20 protein-coding genes are annotated in these 24902 nt (G+C 70.4%); 8 read left to right on the top strand and 12 right to left on the bottom strand.

Annotation, left to right across the window (positions count from 1 at the left end):
- The first annotated feature begins 168 nt into the window (after positions 1-168).
- Together ACRWNM_RS19035 and ACRWNM_RS19040 are read left to right on the top strand one after the other, a co-directional pair.
- On the top strand, positions 169-696 hold the full coding sequence (locus ACRWNM_RS19035) for a hypothetical protein (RefSeq protein ID WP_431969539.1): 528 nt from the start codon (positions 169-171) through the stop codon (positions 694-696).
- The gene (locus tag ACRWNM_RS19040) at positions 693-1127 is read left to right on the top strand and encodes a ferritin-like domain-containing protein (RefSeq protein WP_431969295.1); all 435 of its coding nucleotides are present in this window, start codon (positions 693-695) and stop codon (positions 1125-1127) included. Before ACRWNM_RS19035 ends, ACRWNM_RS19040 begins: the two co-directional genes overlap by 4 nt.
- A 224-nt stretch (positions 1128-1351) precedes the next feature.
- Here ACRWNM_RS19040 and ACRWNM_RS19045 read toward each other — a convergent pair whose 3' ends face one another.
- Both ACRWNM_RS19045 and ACRWNM_RS19050 read right to left on the bottom strand, forming a co-directional pair.
- Positions 1352-3103 (bottom strand): acyl-CoA dehydrogenase family protein, encoded by a 1752-nt coding sequence (locus ACRWNM_RS19045; protein ID WP_431969297.1) that lies wholly within the window; start codon positions 3101-3103, stop codon positions 1352-1354.
- 291 nt (positions 3104-3394) lie between these two features.
- On the bottom strand, positions 3395-5152 hold the full coding sequence (locus tag ACRWNM_RS19050; RefSeq protein WP_431969299.1) for a proline--tRNA ligase: 1758 nt from the start codon (positions 5150-5152) through the stop codon (positions 3395-3397).
- Positions 5153-5440: 288 nt separating this feature from the next.
- Between ACRWNM_RS19050 and yaaA the strand changes: the two genes are divergently transcribed.
- Positions 5441-6184, top strand: a complete 744-nt coding sequence (gene yaaA, locus ACRWNM_RS19055) for a peroxide stress protein YaaA (RefSeq protein ID WP_431969301.1) — start codon at positions 5441-5443, stop codon at positions 6182-6184.
- A 213-nt stretch (positions 6185-6397) separates the two neighbouring features.
- On the opposite strand, the gene ACRWNM_RS19060 is transcribed toward yaaA, so the two are convergent.
- Together ACRWNM_RS19060 and ACRWNM_RS19065 are read right to left on the bottom strand one after the other, a co-directional pair.
- Positions 6398-7075 (bottom strand): NADPH-dependent F420 reductase, encoded by a 678-nt coding sequence (locus ACRWNM_RS19060; RefSeq protein WP_431969303.1) that lies wholly within the window; start codon positions 7073-7075, stop codon positions 6398-6400.
- Positions 7076-7820: 745 nt separating this feature from the next.
- Positions 7821-8456 (bottom strand): HD domain-containing protein, encoded by a 636-nt coding sequence (locus ACRWNM_RS19065; RefSeq protein WP_431969305.1) that lies wholly within the window; start codon positions 8454-8456, stop codon positions 7821-7823.
- A gap of 395 nt (positions 8457-8851) precedes the next feature.
- Between ACRWNM_RS19065 and ACRWNM_RS19070 the strand changes: the two genes are divergently transcribed.
- Together ACRWNM_RS19070 and ACRWNM_RS19075 are read left to right on the top strand one after the other, a co-directional pair.
- Complete coding sequence (locus ACRWNM_RS19070) at positions 8852-9583, top strand: hypothetical protein (RefSeq protein ID WP_431969307.1); 732 nt, start codon at positions 8852-8854, stop codon at positions 9581-9583.
- Between the two features lie 450 nt (positions 9584-10033).
- The gene (locus ACRWNM_RS19075) at positions 10034-10447 is read left to right on the top strand and encodes a PPOX class F420-dependent oxidoreductase (RefSeq protein WP_431969309.1); all 414 of its coding nucleotides are present in this window, start codon (positions 10034-10036) and stop codon (positions 10445-10447) included.
- A 10-nt stretch (positions 10448-10457) separates the two neighbouring features.
- On the opposite strand, the gene ACRWNM_RS19080 is transcribed toward ACRWNM_RS19075, so the two are convergent.
- Together ACRWNM_RS19080 and cobA are read right to left on the bottom strand one after the other, a co-directional pair.
- A complete protein-coding gene (locus tag ACRWNM_RS19080) occupies positions 10458-11918 on the bottom strand; it encodes an MFS transporter (RefSeq protein WP_431969540.1) in 1461 nt (486 codons plus the stop codon).
- Positions 11919-12151: 233 nt separating this feature from the next.
- Complete coding sequence (gene cobA / locus ACRWNM_RS19085; RefSeq protein ID WP_431969541.1) at positions 12152-13387, bottom strand: uroporphyrinogen-III C-methyltransferase; 1236 nt, start codon at positions 13385-13387, stop codon at positions 12152-12154.
- 713 nt (positions 13388-14100) lie between these two features.
- Here cobA and ACRWNM_RS19090 point away from each other — a divergent pair.
- Complete coding sequence (locus tag ACRWNM_RS19090; RefSeq protein WP_431969311.1) at positions 14101-15600, top strand: MDR family MFS transporter; 1500 nt, start codon at positions 14101-14103, stop codon at positions 15598-15600.
- Positions 15601-15652: 52 nt separating this feature from the next.
- On the opposite strand, the gene ACRWNM_RS19095 is transcribed toward ACRWNM_RS19090, so the two are convergent.
- Together ACRWNM_RS19095 and ACRWNM_RS19100 are read right to left on the bottom strand one after the other, a co-directional pair.
- Entirely contained in the window at positions 15653-17008 is a 1356-nt protein-coding gene (locus tag ACRWNM_RS19095) for a DoxX family protein (RefSeq protein WP_431969313.1), read from the bottom strand.
- Positions 17005-17160, bottom strand: coding sequence for a hypothetical protein (locus tag ACRWNM_RS19100; protein WP_431969315.1), 156 nt, complete (start codon positions 17158-17160; stop codon positions 17005-17007). Before ACRWNM_RS19100 ends, ACRWNM_RS19095 begins: the two co-directional genes overlap by 4 nt.
- 339 nt (positions 17161-17499) lie before the next feature.
- On the opposite strand from ACRWNM_RS19100, the gene ACRWNM_RS19105 reads away from it, so the two are divergent.
- Together ACRWNM_RS19105 and ACRWNM_RS19110 are read left to right on the top strand one after the other, a co-directional pair.
- Positions 17500-18630: a phosphotransferase family protein gene (locus ACRWNM_RS19105; protein WP_431969317.1), complete on the top strand. Its 1131-nt coding sequence runs from the start codon at positions 17500-17502 to the stop codon at positions 18628-18630.
- Entirely contained in the window at positions 18627-19742 is a 1116-nt protein-coding gene (locus ACRWNM_RS19110; RefSeq protein ID WP_431969319.1) for a hypothetical protein, read from the top strand. The genes ACRWNM_RS19105 and ACRWNM_RS19110 overlap by 4 nt, the downstream gene beginning before the upstream one ends.
- A 255-nt stretch (positions 19743-19997) precedes the next feature.
- Here ACRWNM_RS19110 and ACRWNM_RS19115 read toward each other — a convergent pair whose 3' ends face one another.
- From ACRWNM_RS19115 to ACRWNM_RS19130, 4 genes are all read right to left on the bottom strand, one after another.
- Positions 19998-20354, bottom strand: coding sequence for a cobalamin biosynthesis protein (locus ACRWNM_RS19115; protein WP_431969321.1), 357 nt, complete (start codon positions 20352-20354; stop codon positions 19998-20000).
- A 165-nt stretch (positions 20355-20519) separates the two neighbouring features.
- The gene (locus ACRWNM_RS19120) at positions 20520-22205 is read right to left on the bottom strand and encodes a cobyrinate a,c-diamide synthase (RefSeq protein ID WP_431969323.1); all 1686 of its coding nucleotides are present in this window, start codon (positions 22203-22205) and stop codon (positions 20520-20522) included.
- Between the two features lie 37 nt (positions 22206-22242).
- Positions 22243-22857, bottom strand: coding sequence for a cob(I)yrinic acid a,c-diamide adenosyltransferase (gene cobO / locus ACRWNM_RS19125; RefSeq protein WP_431969325.1), 615 nt, complete (start codon positions 22855-22857; stop codon positions 22243-22245).
- Positions 22858-22897: 40 nt separating this feature from the next.
- The gene (locus ACRWNM_RS19130; protein WP_431969327.1) at positions 22898-24844 is read right to left on the bottom strand and encodes a VWA domain-containing protein; all 1947 of its coding nucleotides are present in this window, start codon (positions 24842-24844) and stop codon (positions 22898-22900) included.
- Positions 24845-24902: the final 58 nt, after the last annotated feature.

Consider the following 24902-nt stretch of genomic DNA (forward strand, 5'->3'; position numbering starts at 1 on the left):
GCGCAGCGGGTCGCGCGGGCCGCCCTCGGGATGGTCGGAGCGGTCGGACCGGTCTGGCACGATAGTGCCGTGCCCCTCCGCCTCCCCGCCCCGCCACGAGCCGGGCGCACCTTCGGCAGCCGGGTCGACCGGCACACCTCCCAGGACACCGTCGCGCACCGTGTCCCGCTGGTCGACCGCCGCACCGCGTTGCGGCTCGCGGGCGGCGGCACGGTCGGCGCACTCGCGCTCGGCGCCGCCGCGGGCTGCGCGGACGAGCCCGTACACGAGCCCGATCCGCTTGCCGCACAAGAGGTCATGGCCCGCACCGACGCCGCCGCGGCCACCGCGGCGATCGCGCTCGCCCCGCAGCGGCAGACCGCGTTGAGCACGATCGCGATCGAACGCACCGCGCACGCGGACGCGTTGCGCGCGGAAATCGCCCGCGTGGTCGGCGTCTACGGCGACGGGACCACCCCGGCCCGCAAGACCAAAGACCTGGCCGCACCGTTCGCCGCGAGCACGACCGGCCCCGAGGCGACAGGTACGGCCGTGCCACCGATCTCGCCGCCGAGCGTCGACCAGTTGCGCGAGCAGCTCGCCCGCTCGCGCAAGTCCGCGGCCGATCTCGCCGTGACGCAGTCCGCCTACCGCGCGGGTCTGCTCGCCTCGATCAGCGCGGCCTGCGCCGTCCACGCGGGGGTGCTGCTGGCATGACCGACGCCGAACGCCAGGCCCTGCTCGGCGCGCTCGCCGCCGAATACGCCGCGGTCTATGCCTACGGTGTGATCGCGGCCTTCGCCTCGCCCGACCGCGACCGCCTCATCGCCGAGAACACCGCCGCGCACCGAGCCCGCCGCGACACCACCGTCGACGCGCTCCGTGCGGCGGGGACGACCGCGCCGCCGCCCGAACCCGCGTACACCATCCCGTTCCCGGTGGACGATCCCGTGGCCGCCGCCCGGCTGGCCGTCACCGTCGAGAACGACACCGCCGTCGCCTGGCGCGCGGTGGTCGAGCACGGCGAATCCGGGGAGGCGCGCCGGACCGGAATCGACGGGCTGACCGAATGCGCGCTGCGCGCGGCCGCCTGGCAGGCGATCCTCGGCGCGACCCCGCCGACCGCCGCTTTCCCCGGCAAGCCATGAGCCGAGCGGCGCTCTCGACAGGTTCCACGCCGAACGCCGACCCCGGCGAGTAGCGCCACGCTCGGTAAGTCACCCGCCGCAACGCAATCCCGGCAAGCCTCGTGCACCGTCGAGCCTCGCGCCGCACACATCCGCGCCGAGCGCCTCGGGCGGACAGATCCGGACCGGTGCGACGCGGCCGAAATCGGGTACGGCCGAGACGAACTCGGCCGTACCCGGCTCACTCAGGGACGCATCTCGTACGCGCCGTCGTAGGACGCCACCTGCGCCCACACCCGGTCGAAGCGTTCCCGGTCCACGCTCGGGGTGCGCAGCGCAGCCACGGCCCACTCACGCTGCGCCGAGGTAGCCGACGCCTTGCCGTACAGCGTGGTGGCGTGCGTGTTGAAGTCGCGGATCTGGAAGTCGAAGATCTGGTCGAGCACGTCGCGGTCCAGACCCGTGATCGCGGCCTGCTCCAGGATCAGCTGGCCGTACACCACCAGCGAGAAGAGGTGGCCGATGGTGAGCATGAAGTCCAGGTCCTGCTGCTGTGCCTCGTCGGGAGCCGCGGTGGCGAGCAGCTCACGCAGCGCCTTGGCCTGCTCGTAGAAGCGCGCCACGTTCGCGACGTCGGAGTGCTTCTCGTACACCGGGTTCCAGTCCGCGAACTGCACCCGGCCCGCGCCGCGGGCCGGGCCCTGCCGCCAGAAGAACTCGTCGTCGGCCGCGTCCAGGCGGGTGCCGACCTCGGGGTAGTCCTTGGCGTTGAACAGGTAGTTGGGCAGGAACTTGAGGATCTGGCCGACGTTCACGTGCACCGTGCCCTCGAGCCGGGGCAGGGTGTTGATCAGGCGCTGCACCTCGTTGAAGTAGGTGTTCTTCTCGAATCCCTTGGCCGCGAGCACATCCAGCAGCAGGGTCATGACCACCTCGCCCTCGGAGGTGACCTTCGACTTGGTCATCGGGTTGAACAGCAGGTAGCGCCGGTCGTCCAGGCTCGCGGTGCGGAAGTAGTCGACGGCCCGGTCGCTGAACAGCTTCATCGCGACGATGCGGGAGTAGGCGTCCACGAAATTGCCGCGCACATGCGGGAAGTCGGTGACGTGCTTGCCGTAGAGGACGCGGTTGTTGGCGTGCGTGATGGCCTCGTAGAAGGAGTGCTCCACCATGCCGATGCCGCCGTGGCAGAGGTTGAACTTGCCGACGTTGACGGTGTTCAGCGCCGCGGAGAACGCCTCGGGCCCGGTGTGCAGGATGTCCTCGGCGCGCACCGGGTAGTTCTCCAGCCGGAACGTGCTCACGTACATCTGCTCGGCCACGACGTTGTCGATGAGGTGATAGTTCTCGTGGCGGCTGTCCGCGGCGAACCAGATGTAGCCGTCCGCACCCTCGATGTCGCCGCGGCGGGAGAACACCGAGACCATGCTGGCCACGTTGCCGTTGCCGATGTAGTACTTGACGCCGTTGGCGCGGAACAGGATTCCGGCCTCGGCGTCGGCGCTGCCCGGCTCGGTCGGCGTGAGCACCATGTCGGTGTTGTAGATGTCGGCGCCGTGCGACTGCTCGGACAGACCGAAGGCCATCACCTGCCCGTCGGCTAGGTCGGCGGCCGCGCGGCGCTTGGCCGCCTCGTTGTCGCTCTGCCAGATCGGCCCGAGGCCGAGGATGGTCACCTGCTCGGCGTACCAGTAGGCCAGGCCGTAGAAGCCGAAGATCTCCGAGAGCGCGGCGTTGCGCGCGGCGTCCCAGCGGCGGTTCGAATCGCCGTCGGCGTAGGCCGCGGGGGTCAGGAACGTCGCGAAGAGCTTCTCCTTCGCGACGAACTCGAGGAAGTCGGCGGTGAACACGGCGCTCTGGTCGTCGGCTAGCAGTTGCCGCTTGCCGCGGCTCTCGAACCACTCGATGGTGGCCTTCAGCAACCGCCGGGTCTCCGCGTCGAAGTGCTGCGGATCGTAGGTGGCCGGGTTGAACAACAACGCCTCGGTGCTTGTCATGGCGGTTAACTTACCAGCGGGTAACAGCAGCGTGTGGCGGGTCTGCCGGTTCTGCGATCAGCAAATTCAGCCTACGGAAGCGTAAGGAGAAAGTGACTGCCCCACCTTCTCACGCGCAAGGCATCGGAGCCCGGATACCGAGTCGACGAGAGCAGCGCGCGGACGCCCACTCGACATGCGCCAAGCGTTGGAGCGCGCGTCGCCGTGCGCCCTCGACGGTCTCGGTCGAAAACGGCCGCCGCCCCGGTCCCTGTGCGGGACCGGGGCGGCGAACGAGAATCTCGGAGCGGATCAGCCGCGAATCTTCGCGACCACCGTTTCGACGGCGGAGGCGGCCGGAATCTCCTCGGCCTCGCCGGTGAAGCGGTTACGCAACTCCACCTTGCCCTCGGCCCAGCCGCGCCCGATGACGAGAACCCAAGGCATGCCGAGGAGTTCGGCGTCCTTGAACTTCACGCCCGGCGAAGCGGTGCGATCGTCGAAGAGCACGTCCAGCCCCTGGGTGTGCAGACCGGACACCACGTCCTCGGCGCCCGCGCGGGCCGCCTCGTCCTTGTTGGCGATGACCACGTGCACGTCGAACGGCGCGATCTCCGCGGGCCAGCGCAGGCCCTTCTCGTCGTGCTGCTGTTCGGCGACCACCGCGACCATGCGGGACACGCCGACGCCGTAGGAGCCCATGATCAACCGCACCGGCTTGCCGTTCTCGCCGAGCACATCGACCTCGAAGGCGTCGGTGTACTTGTAGCCGAGCTGGAAGATGTGCCCGATCTCGATGCCACGCGCCGACACCAGCGTGCCGCGCCCGTCGGGCGAGGGGTCGCCGTCGCGGACTTCAGCGGCCTCGACGGTGCCGTCCGGGGTGAAGTCGCGGCCCGCCATCAGGCCGACCACGTGCTTGCCCTCGCTGTCCGCGCCGGTGATCCACGAGGTACCCGCGACCACCCTGGGGTCGACCAGGTAGCGGATGCCGTTCTCCTGCAACGCCTTCGGCCCGATGTAGCCCTTCACCAGGAACGGGTTGGCGGCGAAGTCGGCCTCGGTGATCAACTCGACCTCGGCGGGCTCGACCGACGCGCCGAGGCGCTTGTCGTCGACCTCGCGGTCGCCGGGGATGCCGATGCCGACGATCTCGGTCTTGCCGTCCGGGAGGCGCAGCTTGACCATCACGTTCTTCAGGGTGTCGGCCGCGGTGACCGGCCTGCCGTACTGCTCGCCGATGCCCGCGGCGTTGGCCCAGTCCACCAGCGTGGCGATGGTGGGGGTGCCCGGCGTCTCGTGCACGACGGCCGCGGGCTTGCCCTCGATCGGCTGCGCTTCGGGAGCGGGCGTGACCACGGCCTCCACGTTGGCCGCGTAGCCGGACTCGCGGCAGATCACGTAGGTGTCCTCACCGACCGGGCTGTCGGCCAGGAACTCCTCCGAGGCGCTGCCGCCCATCGCGCCCGAGGTGGCCGCCACGATCACGTACTGCACACCGAGCCGGTCGAAGATGCGCTGATAGGCCTCGCGATGGGCGCTGTAGCTGTTCTTCAGGCCGTCCTCGTCGAGGTCGAAGGAGTAGGAGTCCTTCATGACGAACTCGCGCCCGCGCAGGATGCCTGCGCGCGGCCGCTCCTCGTCGCGGTACTTGGTCTGGATCTGGTACAGCGTGACCGGCAGATCCTTGTACGAGTTGTACTCGCCCTTCACGGTGAGCGCGAACAACTCCTCGTGGGTGGGGCCGAGCAGGTAGTCAGCGCCCTTGCGGTCCTGCAGCCGGAACAGGCCGTCGCCGTATTCGGTCCACCGGTTGGTGGTCTCGTACGGGTCGCGCGGCAGCAGCGCGGGTAGCGAGATCTCCTGCGCGCCGATGGCGTTCATCTCTTCCCGGACGACGTCCTCGATCTTGCGCAGCACCTTCAGACCCAGCGGCAGCCACGAGTACACGCCGGGGGCGACGCGGCGGACGTATCCGGCGCGCACGAGCAGTTTGTGACTGGGCACCTCGGCGTCGGCGGGGTCGTCGCGCAGGGTACGCAGGAAGAGGTGGGAGAGGCGGGTGATCACGGGTGCACAGCGTAGTCGCCGGCCACGAGGCGTCCGCAACGCGTTATCCATTTCGGCCTGCGGCGGAGCAGGGCCAAGATCACTCCACGCCACCGCCTCCGGCCCTGACCGGCTCGCGCGGTGCCCAACTCTGCACGAGCCGGGGGCCTACATGGTCACGCTGCGCTACCGCCTCCGGCCCTGACCGGCTCGCGCGGTGCCCAACTCTGCACGAGCCGGGGGCCTACATGGTCACGCTGCGCTACCGCCTCCGGCCCTGACCGGCTCGCGCCGGTACGGTATCGCTTCGTGCTGGTGCTGCTCCCTCCCTCCGAAACCAAGTCCGACGGCGGCGCTGGTCTGCCCCTCGACCTGGACGCACTCGCGATGCCGCAGCTCACGCCGGTGCGGCACAAGCTGGCGACCGAACTGGGGCGGCTGGCCGCCGATGCGGACGCCTCCCGCGCGGCGCTCGGGCTCGGCAAGGGCGCCGACGCCGAGATCGCCAGGAACGCGGCGCTGCGCACGGCCCCGACCCGCCCCGCGCTGGAGCGCTACACCGGCGTCCTCTACGACGCGCTCGACGCGAAGTCGTTCACCAAGGCGCAGCGCGCCAAGGCGTACGCGCGGCTCGGCATCGGCTCCGCGCTGTTCGGCGCGGTGCGCGCGGGCGACCCGATCCCCGCCTACCGGCTCTCCGGCGGCTCCAAGCTGCCGGGTCTGCCCACCCTCTCGGCGGTCTGGCGCGACGTCCTGCCCGAGGCCCTGCTGGCCGAGGCCGCGGGCGACCTCGTCGTCGATCTGCGCTCGGGCACCTACCAGCAACTCGGCCGCGTCCCCGGCGCCATCACCGCCAACGTGCTCACCGAGCACCCCGACGGCACCCGCACCGTGGTGAGTCATTTCAACAAGCACCACAAGGGCCTGCTGGCCCGCGCGCTCGTCCTCACCCGCGCCGAACCGGCCGACATCCGCGCCGTGGCCCGGGTCGCGGAGAAGGCCGGACTGCGCACCGAAATCGCCTCCCCCACCGAACTTCTCATCATCACCTGAGCCCGCCACCGCCCGGATCTGCCGAGCGTCACGGCGCCATCAGCGATTTCGTTCTGCGCGGCAAGCGGAAGCTTCGCAAACCTTCTGTTCGCCTCGCAGAGGCCACAGCGTCTGCGAGGCGTGTGAAAGGGCTGCGTATCGAAAGGCGCACTCAGCCAGGCGGCTCTGCGCGCAATTGGCACGAGCCGACACACGGTTGGAACGACGACTCTGTCAGCGCTGGGCGGCAGCGAGGGCCGTGCGGATCGTCTCTACCGGGGCGGGCGCGGGGTCGTGTTCCCAGAAAGGGGTGCCCGCAGCGTAAGGGGTGCCGTACACCGGGGTGTTCACTTCCGAGCGCCAGCTTTCACGCAACGGACCGGGGTCGACGGTGTCGTAGCCGAGCGCGTCGAGCAGTTGCGCGACAGCGGCTTTCGCCTCGGCGTCGTCGCCCGCGATCGGCAGGGCGGAGCGGTCGCCGGAACCGGCCGGGCGGGCCAGCGCGCCCAGGTGCGCGAACAAGATGTTGTTGAACGCCTTGACCACCTTGGACGTCGGCAGATGCTTTTGCAGGAGTTCGCTCGAGGTCGCCTCGCCCGCATCGAGTTCGGGGATATTGCCGTCGCGGGCCGGGGCGTAGTTGTTGGTGTCGATCACGACCTTGCCCGCCAACGGCTCCACCGGCACCTCCCGGTAGTTCTTCAACGGCATCGTGACCATCACGATGTCGCCCGCCGCGGCCGCATCCGCCGCGGTGGCCGCCCGCGCCCGCGGCCCGAGTTCGGCCACCAGGTCCGCCAGCGTCTCCGGCCCCCGCGAGTTGCTCAGCACCACGTCCAGCCCAGCGTCCACCGCCAATCGCGCGACAGTGCCGCCGACATGCCCGCTACCGATCAATCCAATCGTCGTCATGCCGACATGAAACCATCTGCGCCCCAACACTGTTCCGCACCCCGGGCGCCACCTGGCCCGCACTCTCCGCGCAACACCTACGAGGCGTGCGGACGCTCCGCGCCACCAGGATGAGGCCCAGCACAGCGGCTCGGCCCGAATGGCGAGCGCACCAGCGCTGAGCGGCGCAGCAAGGTCGAGTGCGCAGACCTTCCATACGCCTCACAGAGACTAGATCGTCTGTGAGGATTGTGAACGGCCTGCGCATCCGGGGTACGCCCAGCGAGGCGGCGCGCGACACCAGCGCGAAATAGCTCGGTTCGAGGCTAGGCCGAGCTCAACACGGCAACCACGGCTCGGTAGTGCAGACACCGCAGATCAGCGACACATAGCCCGCACACTCCGCACAGAGGCGTAGCGCCTGCGCGGAGTGCGAAGGGTGTGTGCCGAAAGGCTCAGCGCAGCGGCTCGGCCGATGGCGAGCCCGACGCAGCGGAGCGGAACGGCAAGGCTGGGCGCGCACACCTTCCACACCCCACGCCGAGACCACAGGGGCTGCGAGGCGTGCGCACGGGGCGCTCAGCGAGGCTGCTCACCGCGTCAGTCCAGCGCGCGACAGCTCGGCACGAGGGCTCGACCGAGGTCGACACGGCGATCACGGCGCGGTTGCACAAGCACAGCAGCTCGGCGATGCATAGCCCGCACACTCAGCACAGAGGCACAGCGCCTGCGAGCCGCGCAAACGGTATGCGTCACGTGGGTGCGTTCAGCGGGGCGGCTCGGCCAATGCGGCGAGTTCGCGGCGGAGGTTGGCGCGGGCGGTGGATTCGTAGCGGTGCCGGGCGATTTCGGTGTGGAACAGGCGCGGCTGGCGGGCCAGGGCCTCGAGGACGGCGGTGCGGCCCGCGCGGTACAGATCGTCGGGTACGTGGGCGTATTCGGCGCGGACCGCGGCGGTGTACGCGGCGTAGCCGGGTTCGTCGGCGGCGAGCACCGCGAGATCGGCGTCGCAGAGCACCCCGCCGTTGCGGTCGTCGTGTGCGGGGTCGTGGGTGGTCGTGAGACGCACCAGGCGTGCCACTTCGCGGACGAGTTCGGTCGGCGCGCCGAGCTTCTCGAGGACTGCCTCGGCCAGTTCGGCGCTACGCTCCTCGTTGTCGGCGCGGTCGACGGCGTAGACGGCGTCGTGGAAGAACGCCGCATACCGCACCGCAGTCGCGTCATCGGCCTGGTCGGCCAGCTCATCGATCACGCGGAGCATGGCCGCCAAGTGCTCGACGGTGTGATAGCGCCGATGCGGCTCGCCGTAGCGGCGCACCAGGTCGGCTCCGACAGGCTCGGCCGCGGGCCCGGCCAATGCCGTCCAGCGCTCCAGCAGCTCCCGCTCCACCTTCGAGGACATCGGTCCAGTCTTCTCGACCGCGCGGCCGCCGACAACGCCTCCGGTCAGTGGAATTCGCCACCGCGGCACACCTGACCACCACCGCGGTGGCGAACTGCACCGCGGGAATCGTGTCGGCGACCGCTCGTGTGTCGCGATGGCTCGGGCCTTCCGCTATGCGCAGAGTGTGTGGGCTACATGTCGCCGAGCTGCTGTGCTTGTGCTATCTGCTGTGTTGAGCTCCGCACGACAAATCCCACCGTGGCGCGCGCAAGGAAAATGGGATGCGGCTCCCGCCGGGGCGCCGGTACCGTTGCCGCAGCGACGACGGGGGGTTACCGAAATCTGGCGTCGCGGACGACGAATCGAGCGACCGGCGGCCGAGTACAGGAGTCGCGGCGCGACGGGGAGGACGAATGACCAAGCTGAATCAGATCATCGCGGTGGAGAAGGGCGTGAAGAGCGGCGCGCTGCGCGAGCTCGCCGAGACCCAGAACCTGCTGCAGAAGCCGACGCTGCTGGCCGGCATCTCGCGCGTCTACCAGCCGAAGGACGAAGAGGGCGAACAGCTTCCGCCGGAGTCGACGCGCGTCCAGGTGAAGTCGGAGGAGGTGCTGCGGCAGACCGCCGCCACGCTGACCCGGCTGTTCGACGTGACCGCGACCAAGGACTGGGCGAACCGCACCGCCGCGGCCGATGTGGTGGTGGACGGAGAGACGCTGCTGGACGACGTCCCGGTGCCGTACCTGCTGTTCCTGGAGAAGCAGCTCGCTGATCTGCTGGCCTTCGTGAAGCGGCTCCCGGTGCTCGACGCCGCCGAGGCCTGGGCGTTCGACGATTCCTCCGACACCTGGCGCACCGAGCACGTGCGCACCATCCGCACCAAGAAGGTGCCGCGCAACCACGTGAAGGCCGAGGCCACCGACAAGCACCCGGCCCAGGTCGAGGTGTACTACGAGGACATCGCCGTCGGCTACTGGACGACGGTGAAGTTCTCCGGCGCGCTGCCTGCGCGGCGGGTCAACGAGGTGGTCGGCCGGATCGAGAAGCTGGCGCAGGCGGTGAAGTTCGCTCGCGAGGAGGCCAACGCCGCCGAGGTCACCGATCGCAAGACCGGCAAGGTGGTCTTCGATTACCTGTTCCGCTGATGCCCCACGAACTCCCCCGCGCCGCGGGGGATGCGCGAAGAGCGCAAGCTCAACCTGAAGATCAGCCTGAAGCCACGGACCGGCCGCCGAGCGGGCGAGCCGTGGCACAAACTCAGACTATCGCTCCAGATTGAGTATTCGCCGCCGACGACCGGGTCTCGAGGAGCGGACGCGATGCGACGAGGTGCGGGTTCAAAACCCGCTCTCCGCGCCCATGCGGAGGTGGTCCAAACGTAGGACGCGTCGCGGTGAGAGTGATCCGATCCCACCGATACCGGTAGGCGACATGGGCGGCACACCGAGACCCGGGGGCGGGCAAAGGCCCCCGGGTCTTCCATGTTTCGGCCCGAAGCCGTTCCTGGACAAGCGAATACCGCGAAGGATGAAATTCGGACGCGGAGCGAGGACACGCCGGGAATGCGCGGATGCGTCCAGGTGTTCCACCGGGACATGACCGGTACAGCTGTGCTCTCCGATGACCTGAAGAAGTACCTCGACGAGTCGAACGTGTTCGCCACCGTGGCCACCGTCGGCGCGAACGGGCAACCACATCTCACCGTGATCTGGCTGAAGCGCGACGGCGACGACCTGCTGTTCTCCACCACGGTGGAGCGTCAGCAGGCCAAGAACCTCGCCAAGGACCCGCGGGTGACCCTGCTGATCAACCCGCCCGAGAACCCCTACGTCTACGCCGAGATCCGCGGCACCGCGACCCTGACGCCGGATCCGGACAAGACCCTGCCCAACGAGCTCTCGCTCGAGTACACCGGCCAGCTGTACGCCGACTTCAACCCGGCCTCGGTGCACGACGCCGCCCGGGTCATCGTCCGGGTCACCCCGCGCAAGGTCGCCGGGCGGTTCTGAAGCGCGGCGCTCAGGCTCGCTGCGCCTCTTCCTGGGCGTGGTGGGCCTGCGCGATCTGCTGCGGCGTGAAGCGCAGCGTCAGGGCGATCAGCCCGATCAGCACCGCGACGCCCGCGCAGACCGCGAGCACGAGCGTGTACCCGCTGCCGAGCGCGTCGATCTCCGCCGAGGTCATGCCCGAGACATTGCCGGTCTTGCCGCCCAGCGACAGCGTGCGCGACACCGCGATCGGGGTCAGCACGCCGATCGCCAGCGGCGTGCCCAGGTTCATGAACATCTGCCCGACCGCGGCGAGCGGGCCGATGTCGTTGGGCGGCACGCCGACCAGCACGCACAGCGGCGCCACCACCATCGCGATGCCGACGCCGAAACCGATGACGATCAGCAGGATCAGCAGCGTCGGCAGGTACGTCACGTCGCGGTCGAGCGTCGAACCGAACAGCAGGCCGAGGGCGAGCACCACGGCCGCACCCGCGAGCAGCCAGCGCGGCGCGACCATCATCGCCAGTTTCGAGGCCAGCGCGCCGCCGATGCCGATGCCGACGGTGAACGGGATCGACGCGACACCCGCCTCCAGCGGACCGTAGCCGATGACGTTCTGCAGGAACTGCGCGACGAAGTACGTCATCGCGCCGAGCACGCCGCCCGCGAGCAGGATCAGCAGGAAGGTGGTGACGCGGTCACGGCTGCCGAACAGCGACCACGGCAGCAGCGGGTCGTCGACATTGCGTTCGGCGAGCACGAACACCACGAGCAACACCAGGCCGCCGATCAGCGAGCCGATGATGGCCGGGCTGGTCCAGCCCATCGCCGGTCCTTCGGTGGCCCCGAAGACGATGGCGGCGCAGGCAAGGGTGCCGAGCACGGCGCCGCGCACGTCGAGGGCGACGCGGTGGTGCCCGGTGTCGGCCAGGCAGTAGACCGCGCCGAGCACGATGAGCAGGCCGATCGGCACATTGATCAGGAAGATCCAGCGCCAGGACAGCTGCGTCAGCGCGCCGCCGACCACGAGTCCGCCGACCGAGCCGATGCCGACCATGGACCCGACGATCGCGATCGCCTGGTTCCGCGCTTTACCCGGCGCGAAAGTCGTTGCCACCAGGGCCAATGCGGCGGGCGCCGCGACCGCGGCCCCGGCGCCCTGCACCGCGCGGGAGGCGATCAGCATCGCGGGTCCCTGGGCGAGGCCGCACGCCAGCGAGGCCAGCGTGAAGAGGGCGACGCCGTAGATCAGCATGCGTTTGCGGCCGAACGCGTCGCCGAGCCTGCCGCCGAGCAGCATGAGCCCGGCGAAGGTGAGGCCGTAGGAGGTGACCGTCCACGCACTGCCCGCGCTGGTCAGTCCCATCTGATCTTGCAGCCGCGGCAGCGCGAAGATCACCACCGTGCCGTCGAGCACGACCATGAGTTGCAGCCCGCTCAAAACTAGGATCGCGAGCCCGAAGGCCCGCTGCGTCACCGGGTACTGCATCGTCGCAGCGGGATTCTGGAGCACAGGGAGTCACTGTAATTGATAGCCGAAGTGCTCCGTTCCCACGGGCGTGACCGGATGAAGCCCCCGACAGCGCCCCGCGCCGCCGACTTCCTCGCCGGACGAAGCCCGTCGGCAACCCCGCGCACGGTCGGAGCGAACGCGGAGTACGCACAGCGGGCGCGGCCGGACGAGATCCGTCGACAACCCCGGTACATCTGTTTCGCGGCCTGTCAGAGCTCCGCGGAGAATCCGGCGGTCGGGCCGATCACCACGATCGCGGGCGGCCGGATGCCTTCCTCGCGGACGCGCGCGGCCACGGTGCCGAGGTCGGCGCGCAGCACTCGCTGGGTGCGCAACGTGCCCTCTTGGATGACGGTCGCCGGGGTGTCGGCGGGACGTCCGCCGTCCAGCAGTGCGGTGGCGAACTGCTCGATCCGCTCCACCGCCATCATCAGCACGAGCGTGCCGCGCAGCCGGGCCAGCGCGGGCCAGTCCACCAGCGAATCCGGGTGATCCGGCGCGACGTGCCCGCTGACCACGACGAACTCGTGCGTGACGCCGCGGTGGGTCACCGGGATGCCGGCGGCGGCAGGCACCGAGATGGGACTGGTGACGCCGGGGACGACGGTCACCGGAATACCCGCCTCGACGCAGGCCTCCAGCTCCTCGTAGCCGCGACCGAATACGTACGGGTCACCGCCCTTGAGCCGCACCACGAACTTGCCCGCCTTCGCGCCCTCGATGAGCGCGGCGTTGATCGCCTCCTGCGCCATCGCGCGGCCGTACGGGATCTTGGCCGCGTCGACCACCTCGACGTCTGGTCCCAGCTCGGCCAGCAGTTCCGGGGGCGCGAGACGGTCGGCGACCACCAGGTTCGCCCGAGCCAGCAGTCGGCGCCCGCGCACGGTGATCAGATCGGGATCGCCGGGTCCGCCGCCGACCAGCGCGACACCGGGGGTCATCGGCGACGAATCATCGCTCACCACACCGGATTGCAGCGCTTCCAGCAGCGCGTTGCGCACCGCAGCCGAGCGGCGGTGCTGCCCGCTGGCCAGCACACCGAGGGTGAGGCCGTCGTAGCGGGCCGTGGCCGGGGTGACCGCGGTGCCGAGCCGGGCGACATCGGCGCGCACGCAGAAGACGCAGCGCCGGTTGGCTTCCTCGACGACGGCGGCGTTGGTCTCGGGTTCGTCGGTGCAGGCGATCGCGTACCAGGCGCCCTCCAGATCGCCGTCGGAATAGGCGCGCAACGTGACGGTGAGTTGCCCGGAGGTGGCCATCCCCTCGACCGCCGGGGTGACCTCACGGCTGATGACGTGCACGTCCGCGCCCGAGGCGATGAGCAGGCCGAGCCTGCGCTGGGCCACCGTTCCGCCGCCGATCACGACGACGCGGCGGCCGTTCAGATCGAGCCCCACCAGGTAGTTCGGATCGCCCGCAGGCTGGGCGGCGGCGTGGGATTCCACCTGTTCCTCGGTGTTGTCAGACGTGTTCGGCACAGTGTTCGAGCCTACGGCCTGCCCGGCGGGCGTCGGCACGCAGCGCCGCAAACCGCGCCGAATCCGAGCGATAGCTCACCGCGGCGCACCACTGGCGGTGCGAAAGGCGAGCGCCGACCGGAACGTCTCCACTACTCGCGCACGACCGGCCGCCACCGCGCCTCGTGCACCGCGCGTGCTCGCATTCATCCCGGCAACCGTTGCGGCACAAGCGAATCCACAGTTTCATCCGCCGAACCCCGGGCGTCGAAGCGACCCACGTCCAGCCGGGACCGTGGGGCGGCCTCGGCTATCCGAGGCTCGGCTACCCGGCCGCGCGGGGACGCCGAGGCAGCAAGCGCTTTCCGCGCGGGTGACGGCGAGCTCTTCGCGTCCTCCCCCTATCGAGGGAGCGGCCGAAGTCGCCGACCGAAGGGCGCCACGCGATGTGACCAGCGTCACCATCGCCGAGACGCTCCGCTGAAAGCCGCTGGTCGGCAGGCTTTTTCCATGGCTCGATTCACCAGGAGCCCGGCAAAATCGAGTGATTTTCGTCGGTGGTGAGCGGAATACTGTCCCGCGCCCGATGAGTTGCGCCAACAGTTCTCGTCTGATCTCGTGTGGCGGCCGGAACACGGCTCGATAACTCGGCACCGGGCCACACGTCTTCGCACGCTCACGATCACCTCGGAGGTAACCCGATGCCCGCCGTCCCATCCGCCAGTCCGACCGGGCGGCGGACGCCGACCGTCATCCTATTGTTGGTGCTCGCGACCTTCGTGGTGATCCTGAACGAGACCATCATGATCAACGCGATCCCGCGCCTGATGACCGACCTGGATGTCACCGAACGGTCGGCGCAGTGGGTGTCCACCGCGTTCATGCTCACCATGGCCGCGGTCATCCCGGCCACCGGCTGGTTCCTCCAGCGGGTCACGACCCGCCGTGCCTACGCGATCGCGATGTTCGTCTTCCTCGCCGGCACCGCGCTGTCCGCCGTCGCCCCGGCGTTCGAGGTGCTGCTACTCGGCCGGATCATCCAGGCCGGCGGCACCGCGGTCATGATGCCGCTGCTGATGACCACCCTCATGACGGTCGTGCCCGAGCAGGACCGCGGCCGGGTCATGGGCAACGTCACCCTCGCCATCTCGGTGGCGCCCGCCATGGGACCGGTCCTGTCCGGGCTGGTGCTGCAGGCAGGCTCGTGGCGCTGGCTGTTCGTGATGGTGCTGCCCATCGCCGCCGCGGTCACCTGGCTGGGGCTGAAGCGACTCGAGAACATCGGCGAACCGCAGTCCGGCGCGATCGACGTGTCCAGCGTGGCGTTGGCCGCGGTCGGATTCGGCAGCCTCGTGTACGGCCTCAGCCGGTTCGAGTCCGGCAACGTCACCGGCCCCGCGCTGATCGTCGCCGCCGGACTGGCGCTCATCGGCGTGTTCGCCGCGCGCCAGCTGCGCCTGCAGCGCACCGGCACGCCGCTGCTCGACCTGCGCATCCTGTTGATCAGCACCTACGCCAAGGCGCTGATCCTCATGTCGATCGCGTTCCTCGCGATGCTCGGCTCGATGATCCTGCTGCCGCTGTACCTGCAGAACCTGCGCGGTCTGAGCCCGCTCGAGACCGGCCTGCTCGTCATGCCCGGCGGTCTCGCCATGGGTCTGCTCGGCCCGACCGTCGGCCGCCTGTTCGACCGCTTCGGCGGCCGCGTCCTGGTGATCCCCGGTTCGATCGGCGTCGCCGCGTCCCTGGCCGGTTTCACGCAGATCTCGATGACCATGCCGTACTGGCAGCTGCTGGGCCTGCACGTCCTGATGATGGTGTCGCTGGCCGCGGCCTTCACGCCCGTCTTCACCCTGGGTCTCGGCGCGCTCCCGATGCACCTCTACTCGCACGGTAGCTCCATGCTCGGCACGCTGCAGCAGGTCGCCGCGGCCTTCGGCACCGCCTTGGTGGTGACCGTCATGTCCACCCGCAGCACCCAGTTGATCGACGAGGGCGCCGATCCCGTCGCCGCTCACCTCGACGGCATGAGCCTGGCCTTCGGGGTTTCCGCCGTGCTGGCGCTGGTCGTGATCGTGATGGCGGTCCTGCTGCCGAGCCGCTCCCACGCACCGGAAGCGGCGTCGGACGAGCACGCGCCCGAGGCAGCCTCGGACGAAGGCGAGGGCGAACGGCCCGCGGTCGAGCTGATGAAGGGCTGACCCGCTCCACCGCTGACCCTGGGCCGGCCCGCAGTCCCGCGGGCCGGCCCTTTCAGTTCAGGTCCGGAACCTCCTGGATCCAGTGGAATCGCTCGCCGCGCAACGGAAGGTCGTTCAGGTCGAACTCTTCCAGGGCGAGCGTGACCGGCCGGCCGCCCAGATCGCCACGCAGGGTGAGCCGGTCGGGCTCGGGACGTTCGAAGGTGAAGGTCGCCACCCGCGTCGGCGCGACATCCGGTGCGGTCGACGGCGCGGTCATGGTGAGGGTGCCCGCGGCGGTGTCGACGTCGGCGAGGACGGGCACGAACGCGCCGTCCATGCGCTGGTAGCTGGTGGCGAACTTGTCGAACACCAGGCGCTGCCACCGGGTCGGCTCGGTGGTCAACGGCGGCAGCGGGTGGCCGCCCACGGTGAACTCGGTGACATTCCAGATGCCGTACAGCGCGGGCTTCGGTGCGCCGTAACCATATTCGTGCCAGGAGTCCCCCGCGGTGTACACGGCGCCCGAGCACGTCCACAGGCCGAGCGCCACCTGCAAGGCGGCGGCGATCCGGTTGGCGCGCGCCGAGCGGAACAGCGACGGCTGCGTGGCCGGTTCCGAAGACCGTTCCAGCACAAGCACATTCGCCAGCCGCCTGGCCTGCGGCGCCAGCACCACCAGCGCGATGAGCATCAGGTGGAAGGACAGGATCTTGACCGGCACGTCGTAGGTCATGTTCAGCACGAAGACCTGCGCCATGCTCACCAGGCTCAGCATCGCCCCCACGGTCGCGGTGCGCGGCCAGAACAGCAGCAGGCCGCCGAGCACTTCCGCGATGCCGAGCAGCACCTGATAGGACGGCGACGCGCCGACCTGATTCCACAGCACCTCGGTCATGCTGAGGTTGCCGTAGGGCTCGAGCAGTCGCGTCAGCGACGGGTAGGGCATCTGGTTCGGCACCGCCTTGGCGAAGCCGTACCAGAGCATCTGCCCGCCGAGGCAGAGCCGCAGGAAGGTGACGAACCACCCGCCGAGGGCGCCGTAGCCTGCGCGGCGACGGTCCAGTACCGACCAGGTCACGGTGACGACGGCGGCGACAACCAGCAGGCAGAAGATCAGCACCCAGATGATGGTCTGGTCACCGCTACCGCTCTCGTGAATCACCGCGTCGACGCCGAAGACGTGCTCGCCCGTCCATCGGGCCACCGGCTCGACCACGTCCATCTGCCATCGGATCGCCGATTCCGGCAGCCAGCGCATGGCGACACCGGTGAAGACGAACAGGATCTGCGCGAACGTCAGACAGAACAGCAGCAGGTAGGCGAAACAGAACCGGAAGCCGATGCGGGCCGGTAGCGACCACCGGGGCGACGAATCGACCACGTCCTCGCGGTCTCGTTCCAGCACCTCCGTACCGATGGCGCTCACAGCGACACCTCGTCGACACTCGGCACCGCCGTGCCCGCGGACGCCGAGTTCATGGTTCGCCCGTCGCGCTCCCGCAGAGCCGCCCCTCGCCGATGCTCGACACCGCTGCGCCGGGGCACTGCGCTGATGGTCCCCTCGCTGCGATTCCGCACGGCAGCACCTCGCCGACACTCGGAGACGCTGCGCCTGGTTCGCCCGTCGCGCTGCCGCACGAATCCCTCCTCGCTGCCCTGGGTGACTTTCCGTGAGCGAAGGTAGCCGCGCGGGCCGCCTCGGCGCTTCCGGCGGCATCCCGATTTCCAGCTCCGTCGCACGGGGTAGCCGCGGTACTCCAGAAGGATGAGGGCGACCCCTGTCAACCCCGGAGTTCGGTCAGCGAACTATTCCCGACGATTCCCGGCGACACCGAATTAGAACGCGTTACAGTCACGTATCCCGGGCGGAATTGCCGGGTGGTGGGCGGCCCGCCGCCCGACTACAGGAGGACGATGATGGCCGACGAGCCCGATCCGACCGAGCGGCGCCAGCTCACTATCAGCGAACGCGATCTACAGGGACTCACCGAGGATTTGTCGCGCTGGCTCGCGGGCAAGGTCTCGGCCGACGAGCCGCCGCGCGTCCACGAGCTGACGCTGCCGCAGGGCTCCGGGATGTCGAGCGCCTCGGTGCTCTTCGATGCCGAATGGCGGGTGAACGGCCGCGACGAGGGCGGCTCGTTCGTCGCGCGGCTGGCCCCGAGCGCCGCCGATTTCCCGGTCTTCGAGACCTACGATCTGGCCAAGCAGTACCACGTGATGGCCGGGGTCGCGGCCGCCACCGACGTGCCGGTGCCGCCGCTGTGCTGGCTGGAGACCGACGAAAGCGTGCTCGGCACACCGTTTTTCGTGATGCGCCGAATCGAAGGACGGGTTCCCGCCGACAACCCGCCGTATGTCTTCTACGGCTGGCTGTTCGACGCCGAACCCGCCGAACGCGCGCTGCTCACCGCCAAGACGCTCGCCGTAATGGCGAAGATCCACGCCATCCCGGACCCGGCGAGCCGTTTCCCGATGCTGGACGGGCCGGGGCAGGCGTTGCGCAGGCACGTGGACTGGCATCGCGCCTGGTACCGCTGGGCGCTGGCCGACGACGGGTATCCGGTCCCGTTGATCGAGCGCGCCTTCGACTGGCTGGACGCGCACTGGCCGGAGGACCCCGGTCCGGACGTGCTGTCCTGGGGCGACTCCCGGCCGGGCAACATCATCTACGACGGGTTCGAGCCGGTCGCCGTATTGGACTGGGAGATGGCCGGTTTGGGTCCGCGTGAGCTGGACATCGCCTGGATCGTCTTCATCCACCGGTTCTTCCAGGATCTCGCCACCCGCTTCGACCAGCCGGGCCTGCCCGACTTCCTGCGCCGCTCCGAGGTGGTGGCGAAATACCAAGAGCTGACCGGCTATACGGTGCGCGACCTGGATTTCTACCTGGTCTACGCCGCGCTGCGGCACGCGATCGTGATGGCCAGGGTCAAGCGCAGAATGATCCACTTCGGCGAGGACACCGACACTCCCGACCGGGACGACTACGTGATGCACCGGGCAAGCCTGGAGGCGCTGCTCGACGGAACCTACGACTGGACATGAGGAACACCGTGACCACACCCGCGCCGCTCGACGAATACCCGATCCACCAGACCCCGCTCCCGATGACCAGGGTCGGCACCAGCGACCGGAACTTCTACGACCGCAGCTATTTCAACGCCCACGACCGCGACGGCGGCACCCTGCTGATCAGCGGGCTCGGCGTCTACCCGAACCTGGGGGTGACCGACGCCTACGTCGCCGTCCGCCGCGGTGACGAGGTGCGCTCGGTGCGCTTCTCCGACGCGCTCGGTGATCGCAGTCTGGACATGAAGGTGGGCGGGTACCGCGTCGAGGTGCTCGAACCGCTGCAGCGGGTGCGCGTCGTCTGCGAACACGACGAACTGAGCTGCGATCTCACCTGGACCGGAGCCTTCCCCGCCGTGCAGGAACAACCGCATCTGATCCTCAACGGCAGCAGGCCCATCATCGAGGCGTCCCGCTTCGCGCAGGTCGGTTCGTGGGCGGGGACACTGAGCGTGGACGGCACGGACATCACGGTCGACCCCGCGGTGTGGACCGGGACCCGCGACCGCTCCTGGGGCATCCGGCCGATCGGTGAGACGGAGCCGCCCGGACGCGCCGCCGCCGAGCCCTCCGGCGGTTTCTGGTGGTTGTACGTGCCGCTGCGTTTCGACGATTTCGCGATCGTGGTGATCGTGCAGGAGGAACCGGACGGCAGGCGCACCCTCAACGACGCGGTGCGCGTCTGGCCGGACGGCCGCACCGAACAGCTCGGCTGGCCGCGCGTCAGCATCCGATACCGTTCGGGCACCAGGATTCCCGTCGCCGCGCGGCTCGATCTCACCACACCGGACGGCAAGTCGCTGGAGGTCGAGATCACCCCGAGCGCCGGCGTCCCGCTGCACGTCGGCTGCGGCTACGGCGGCGACCCCGACTGGTTGCACGGTCAGTGGAAGGGCCGCGACTGGTCCGAGTCCCGCCGCTACGACCTCACCGACCCCGCGATCGCCGCCCGCGTCCCCTTCGGCGTCATCGATCACGTGGCGCACGCCCGCTGCGGTTCCGCCGAGGGCTGGGGTCTGTTCGAACACGCCTCCCTCGGACGCCACGATCCCACCGGGTTCGCCGATTGGTCGTCCGTGGCGCCCTGATCTGCGCGCCGCGCCTCGGCGTGGACCAGGGCGCGGCGACGGGCCCCTGTGAGCCCGTTCAGCGCAGGCGCGCCACGGCAGCGCGATATCGCCGTGAATCTCTTGGTCACGCATCCGAACTCCCCCGTTCGACCCGAAGACGGCCCCAGCCTCGGCGACGCCTGTCGCGGCGGCCATCGCAGCGCGCGGCCGTCGCACCAGGGGCCGGGTCCTGGCGTGTGCCTGGGCGCGGCGACAGTCCCAGTGCAGCCCTGTTCAGCCGATGCGCGCCACCGCCACGGTGACATCGCCGTGAATCTCTTTGGCGCGCATCAGAACTCCTCCATTCGATCCGAGAACGGCCGCGGCCTCGGCGACACCGGCTGCACCCACCGCCGCCTTGGTGCGGGCCGCCGGTGTGGGCACCGTGACGGCATCCAATTCGGCTGCGGTGAAGGTGCGCACGCGGACTCCCAGTTCTTCGGCGGCTGTCCGAAGGCCCGGTTCGTCGCCGCGCCGGTCGATGGTGGCGAGGCAAACGAGGGGTGCGTCGTCGAGCACGTGCCGGACGGCGGCCAGAATCGCCGCGGAGGCCGCGCCCGGTCGCATACCGACGCCGATCGCGACCGGCACAACTCCTGATCGGTGCGATGCGCCGGGAAGGTCCGGTGGCCGGGCCCCGGATCGGCCGGTCATCGGCGACCACCTAACAGACGGGCCGCGGGCAGCGGCGTCGACACGGCGGCGGTCCGCGGTGCAACCTGCCCCGCGTGGGCGGACGCGACAGGCGCGCGGAGCTCAGTGCGGCACACGGGCGTAGTCGGCCGCCGCGGCGACGAAACGGGCTGTCGCAGTGGGGTTTCCGGCGGGGTGGGTGTGCAGGTAGGAGGCGTGGACGTGGCCGACGAGCGCGCCCTCGCGGACACGGGCGCCCGCGCCGTCGTGCCAGCCCCAGGCCGGGGCGTCGGTGGTGGCGACGACGAGCCTGGTGCGGTGGAACTCGTGGCCGCGCACCCGCTCCCCCGCCCGCCACAGCGCGGAATCGGCCAATGCGACGGCGTCCCGGTAGCCGAGGGTCAGGCGCGGGCCGAATTCGGCGTCGGCGTCGACGACGCCCGCCATGGCGTGGCCGTCGAGGGATCGGGTGAGGTAGAGCAGGCCCGCGCATTCGGCGTGGATCGGCAACCCGGCGCCTGCGTGCTCGCGAACGGCGGCGAGCAGGGCCGTGTTGGCCGCGAGATCGGCGGCGTGCTCCTCGGGGAATCCACCGGGCAGCACCAGACCCGCTGTGCCGGTGGGTAGTTCGTCGCGCAGCGGATCGAAGACGACCACCCGCGCCCCGGCCGCGGTCAGCAGTTCGCGATGCTCGGCATAGCCGAAGGTGAAGGCGGGACCGCCCGCCATGGCGATCACGGGCCCGCGGTCTGCCCGAATCGCCGCATCACTATCGGAATCGCCCTCGGCACCGGTCGGCCTGCCGCGTCCCGTGGTCGACCGTCCCGGACTCGGTGCATCGCCGCCCCACCGACCGGCGCGGCTCGTCTGGGTGGCATCGACCGCATCCTCGTCAGAAAGCTCCCGGCCGTCCCCGATCGACGACGCTGACGTCGACCCGGCAGGCTCGCGGCCACTTTCCTCGCCCTCCGCACGCCCGCCCGCTAGGTCCGAAGAGCTCATTTGGTCGGTGGAGACCGTGCCATTCGAACCGGAACGCAGGGCCGCGTCGCCCGCGACTTCCCGCACCGCCGCGACCGGATCCCAGGCGACCCCGCCGAACGTCGGTCGCGCCAGCGCCGCAATGGCCGCCAGATCCACGTGGGCGGCAACGAGTTCCGTCATCGCCGCCACGGCCGCCGCAGCCGCCGCACCGTGCTCGACGGCGGGAATCAGACCCAGGTGGCGGGAGGGCACCTCGAGGGCGTCCATGCGGGGCAGCGAGCCGAGAACGGGCAGCCCGACCCGCGCGCACGCCGCGCGCAGCACCTGGTCGTGGCGTTCGCTGCCGACGCGATTGAGGATGACGCCGCCGAGCCGCACGCCGCTGTCGAAGGTGGCGAAGCCGTGCAACAGCGCGGCCAGGCTCTGGCTGTGCCCGCGGGCGTCCACCACCAGTACCACGGGCGCGCCGAGCAGGCTGGCCACCTGGGCGGTGGATCCCTCGGCGACGGGGCCGGTTTCGTGCTCGTCGATGCGGCCGTCGAACAGTCCCATGACGCCTTCGACCACCGCGAGATCACAGCCAGCGGCGCCATGGTGGTACAGCGGCAGCACCCGATCGGCGCCGACGAGCACCGGGTCGAGGTTGCGGCCGGGCCGTCCCGCCGCGAGCCCGTGGTATCCCGGGTCGATGTAGTCCGGCCCGACCTTGAACGGCGCGACACGGTGCCCGGCCCGCCGCAGCGCGCCGATCAAACCCGTTGCGAGCGTGGTCTTCCCACTCCCCGAGGCGGGCGCGGCGACGACGACCGCAGGCACACCGCCCATCACGCCACCGGACGGCGCGCGACCACACCGCGCCGGTTCACCATTCGATCCCCCGCTGCCCCTTGCGACCCGCGTCCATCGGGTGCTTGACCTTGGTCATCTCGGTCACCAGGTCGGCGGCGTCGAGCAACGCCTGCGGCGCGTCGCGACCGGTGATGACGACGTGCTGGTTGCCCGGCCTGCCGACCAGCGTCTCGACCACCTCGTCCACGTCGACCCAGCCCCATTTGAGCGGGTAGGTGAATTCGTCGAGCACGTAGAAGCGATGCTGTTCGGCGGCGAGCCTGCGCGCGATCTCCTGCCAGCCGGCGAGGGCGGCGGACGCGTGGTCCTCCTCGGTGCCGTGCTTGCGGGTCCAGGACCAGCCCTCGCCCATCTTGTGCCACTCCACGGCGCCGCCCGCTCCGGTCTCCTCGTGCAGCCGCCCGAGGGCGCGGAACGCCGCCTCCTCGCCCACCTTCCACTTCGCGCTCTTCACGAACTGGAAGACCGCGACGTCGAATCCCTGGTTCCAGGCCCGCAGCGCCATCCCGAACGCCGCGGTCGACTTTCCCTTACCCGGACCCGTGTGCACCGCGAGCACCGGCTGGTTGCGCCGCTGCCGCGTGGTCAGTCCATCGTCCGGAACCGTCTCCGGCACGCCCTTGGGCATCGAATCTCCTTGTGCGTCACTACCACCTGGCCCGCGCCGGTCAGGCCGCGCGGGCAGACCTCGCCGCCGGACCGTCCACGGAGCCCGCTCGGACGATGTCCGCGACCGCGGCGCCGGTCAACTCCGCGAGCCGCAGATATCCGCCGCGCAGCGCGCCCGCCAACTCCGCCGCCAGCCCGAGCCGCACCATGCCCCGCTCGCAGTCCACCACCATCGCCGTGACCGCGTCCTTGGCGAGCAGGGCGGCGGCGGCGCGGGCGCGCGGCACCGGGTCGACGCCGCCGGTGGCGCGACCGTCGGTGAGCAGCACCAGCATCGGGCGGCGGCGCGGGTCGCGCACGCGTTCCCGGTGGATCACCTCGCGCGCCTTCAGCAGGCCCGCCGCGAGCGGCGTCTTACCGCCGGTGCGCAGACCCGCGAGGCGTCGGACCGCGATGTCGACCGAGGAAGTCGGGGGCAACACGAGTTCGGCGTCCTGGCCGCGCACGGTGATCACGGCGACCTTGTCGCGGCGCTGGTATGCGTCGCGTAGCAGGCTCACCACCGCGCCCGTGACGGCCGACAGCCGGTCCCTGGCCGCCATGGAGCCGGACGCGTCGACCACGAAGACCACCAGATTGCCTTCGCGCCCTTCGCGATACGCGCCGCGTAGGTCCTCGGCTTCGAGGGCGAGGGGGCCCGCGACGCGCCCCCTGCCGTGCTGGTGCGGCGCGGCGGCGAAGACGGTGCCGAGCAGATGCAGGCCCGCGGTGGTCTCGGTGGTGGAGCGGACGACCCGGCCGTGCCTCGTCTGGGCGCGGGACCTGCGGCCCGGCGCGCCTTCGCCGACGCCGGGCACCTCCCATCGCGGCGGCTTCGCGGCGCTGGGATTCGGTGCGCCGGTGCGTCCTTCGCGCGGGGCGGGACCGCCGCCGGGGCCTTCGGGCGGCGCGTCGGGTCCGTCGTCGGGGTCCTCGGGACCGCGATCTCCGTCGGAGCCTTCGGCCTCAGGGCGATCACCGTCGAATTCGGTTGGCGGCGTCGGCTCCTCCGCGCGATCGGCCTGCGCGGCGGCCTCTTTCATGGCTTCGTCGAGTTGCTCTTCGCTGATGCCGGGTTCGTCGAACGGGTCGCGCCGACGCCGGTGCGGCAGTGCGAGTTCCGCGGCGATCCGCACGTCGTCCTCGGTGACGGCGTCACCGCCGCGCCAGGCCGCGTGCGCGGTCGCGGTGCGGGCGACCACGAGGTCGGCGCGCATGCCGTCGACGTCGAAGGACGCGCACAGGGCCGCGATCCGCCGCAGCTCCACGTCGTCGAGCGCGACCTCGGGCAACCGGTCGCGGGCCGCCAGGATGCGCCCGGCGATCTCCCGGTCGGCGGCGGCGTAGCGGGCGGCGAACCCCGCCGGGTCGGCCTCGTAGTCGAGCCTGCGGCGCACCACCGCCATCCGCACGTCCACGTCGCGCGAGGCGGCCACGTCGACGGTGAGCCCGAACCGGTCGAGCAGCTGCGGACGCAGTTCGCCCTCTTCCGGATTCATGGTGCCGACCAGCACGAAGCGCGCGGGATGCGAATGCGAGACGCCGTCGCGTTCGATGTGCACGCGGCCCATGGCCGCGGCGTCGAGCAGCACGTCCACCAGATGGTCGTGCAGCAGATTCACCTCGTCGACGTACAGCACACCGTGGTGCGCGGCCGCCAGCAGACCGGGCCGGAACGCCTGCTCGCCGTCGCGCAGCACCCGCTCCAGATCCAGCGATCCGACCACGCGATCCTCGGTGGCGCCGACCGGCAGCTCCACCAGCCGCGCCGGCCGCGCACCCGTCTCGTCCACCACCGGCGGCAGGAGCTGCGCGAGCGCCCGCACCACGGTCGACTTCGCGGTCCCCTTCTCGCCGCGCACCAGCACGCCGCCGATACCGGGATGCACCGCGCACAAGATCAACGCCAGCTGCAACCGCTCCTGCCCGACCACCGCCGAGAACGGAAACCCCGCCTCGGTATCCACACGAGACGAGCGAGACGACGGCGCGGTTTCTACCCGGGACAAGGACACGTCCCCCACC

It is taken from the genome of Nocardia sp. bgisy134 (assembly GCF_965341865.1).
GTDB lineage: Bacteria > Actinomycetota > Actinomycetes > Mycobacteriales > Mycobacteriaceae > Nocardia.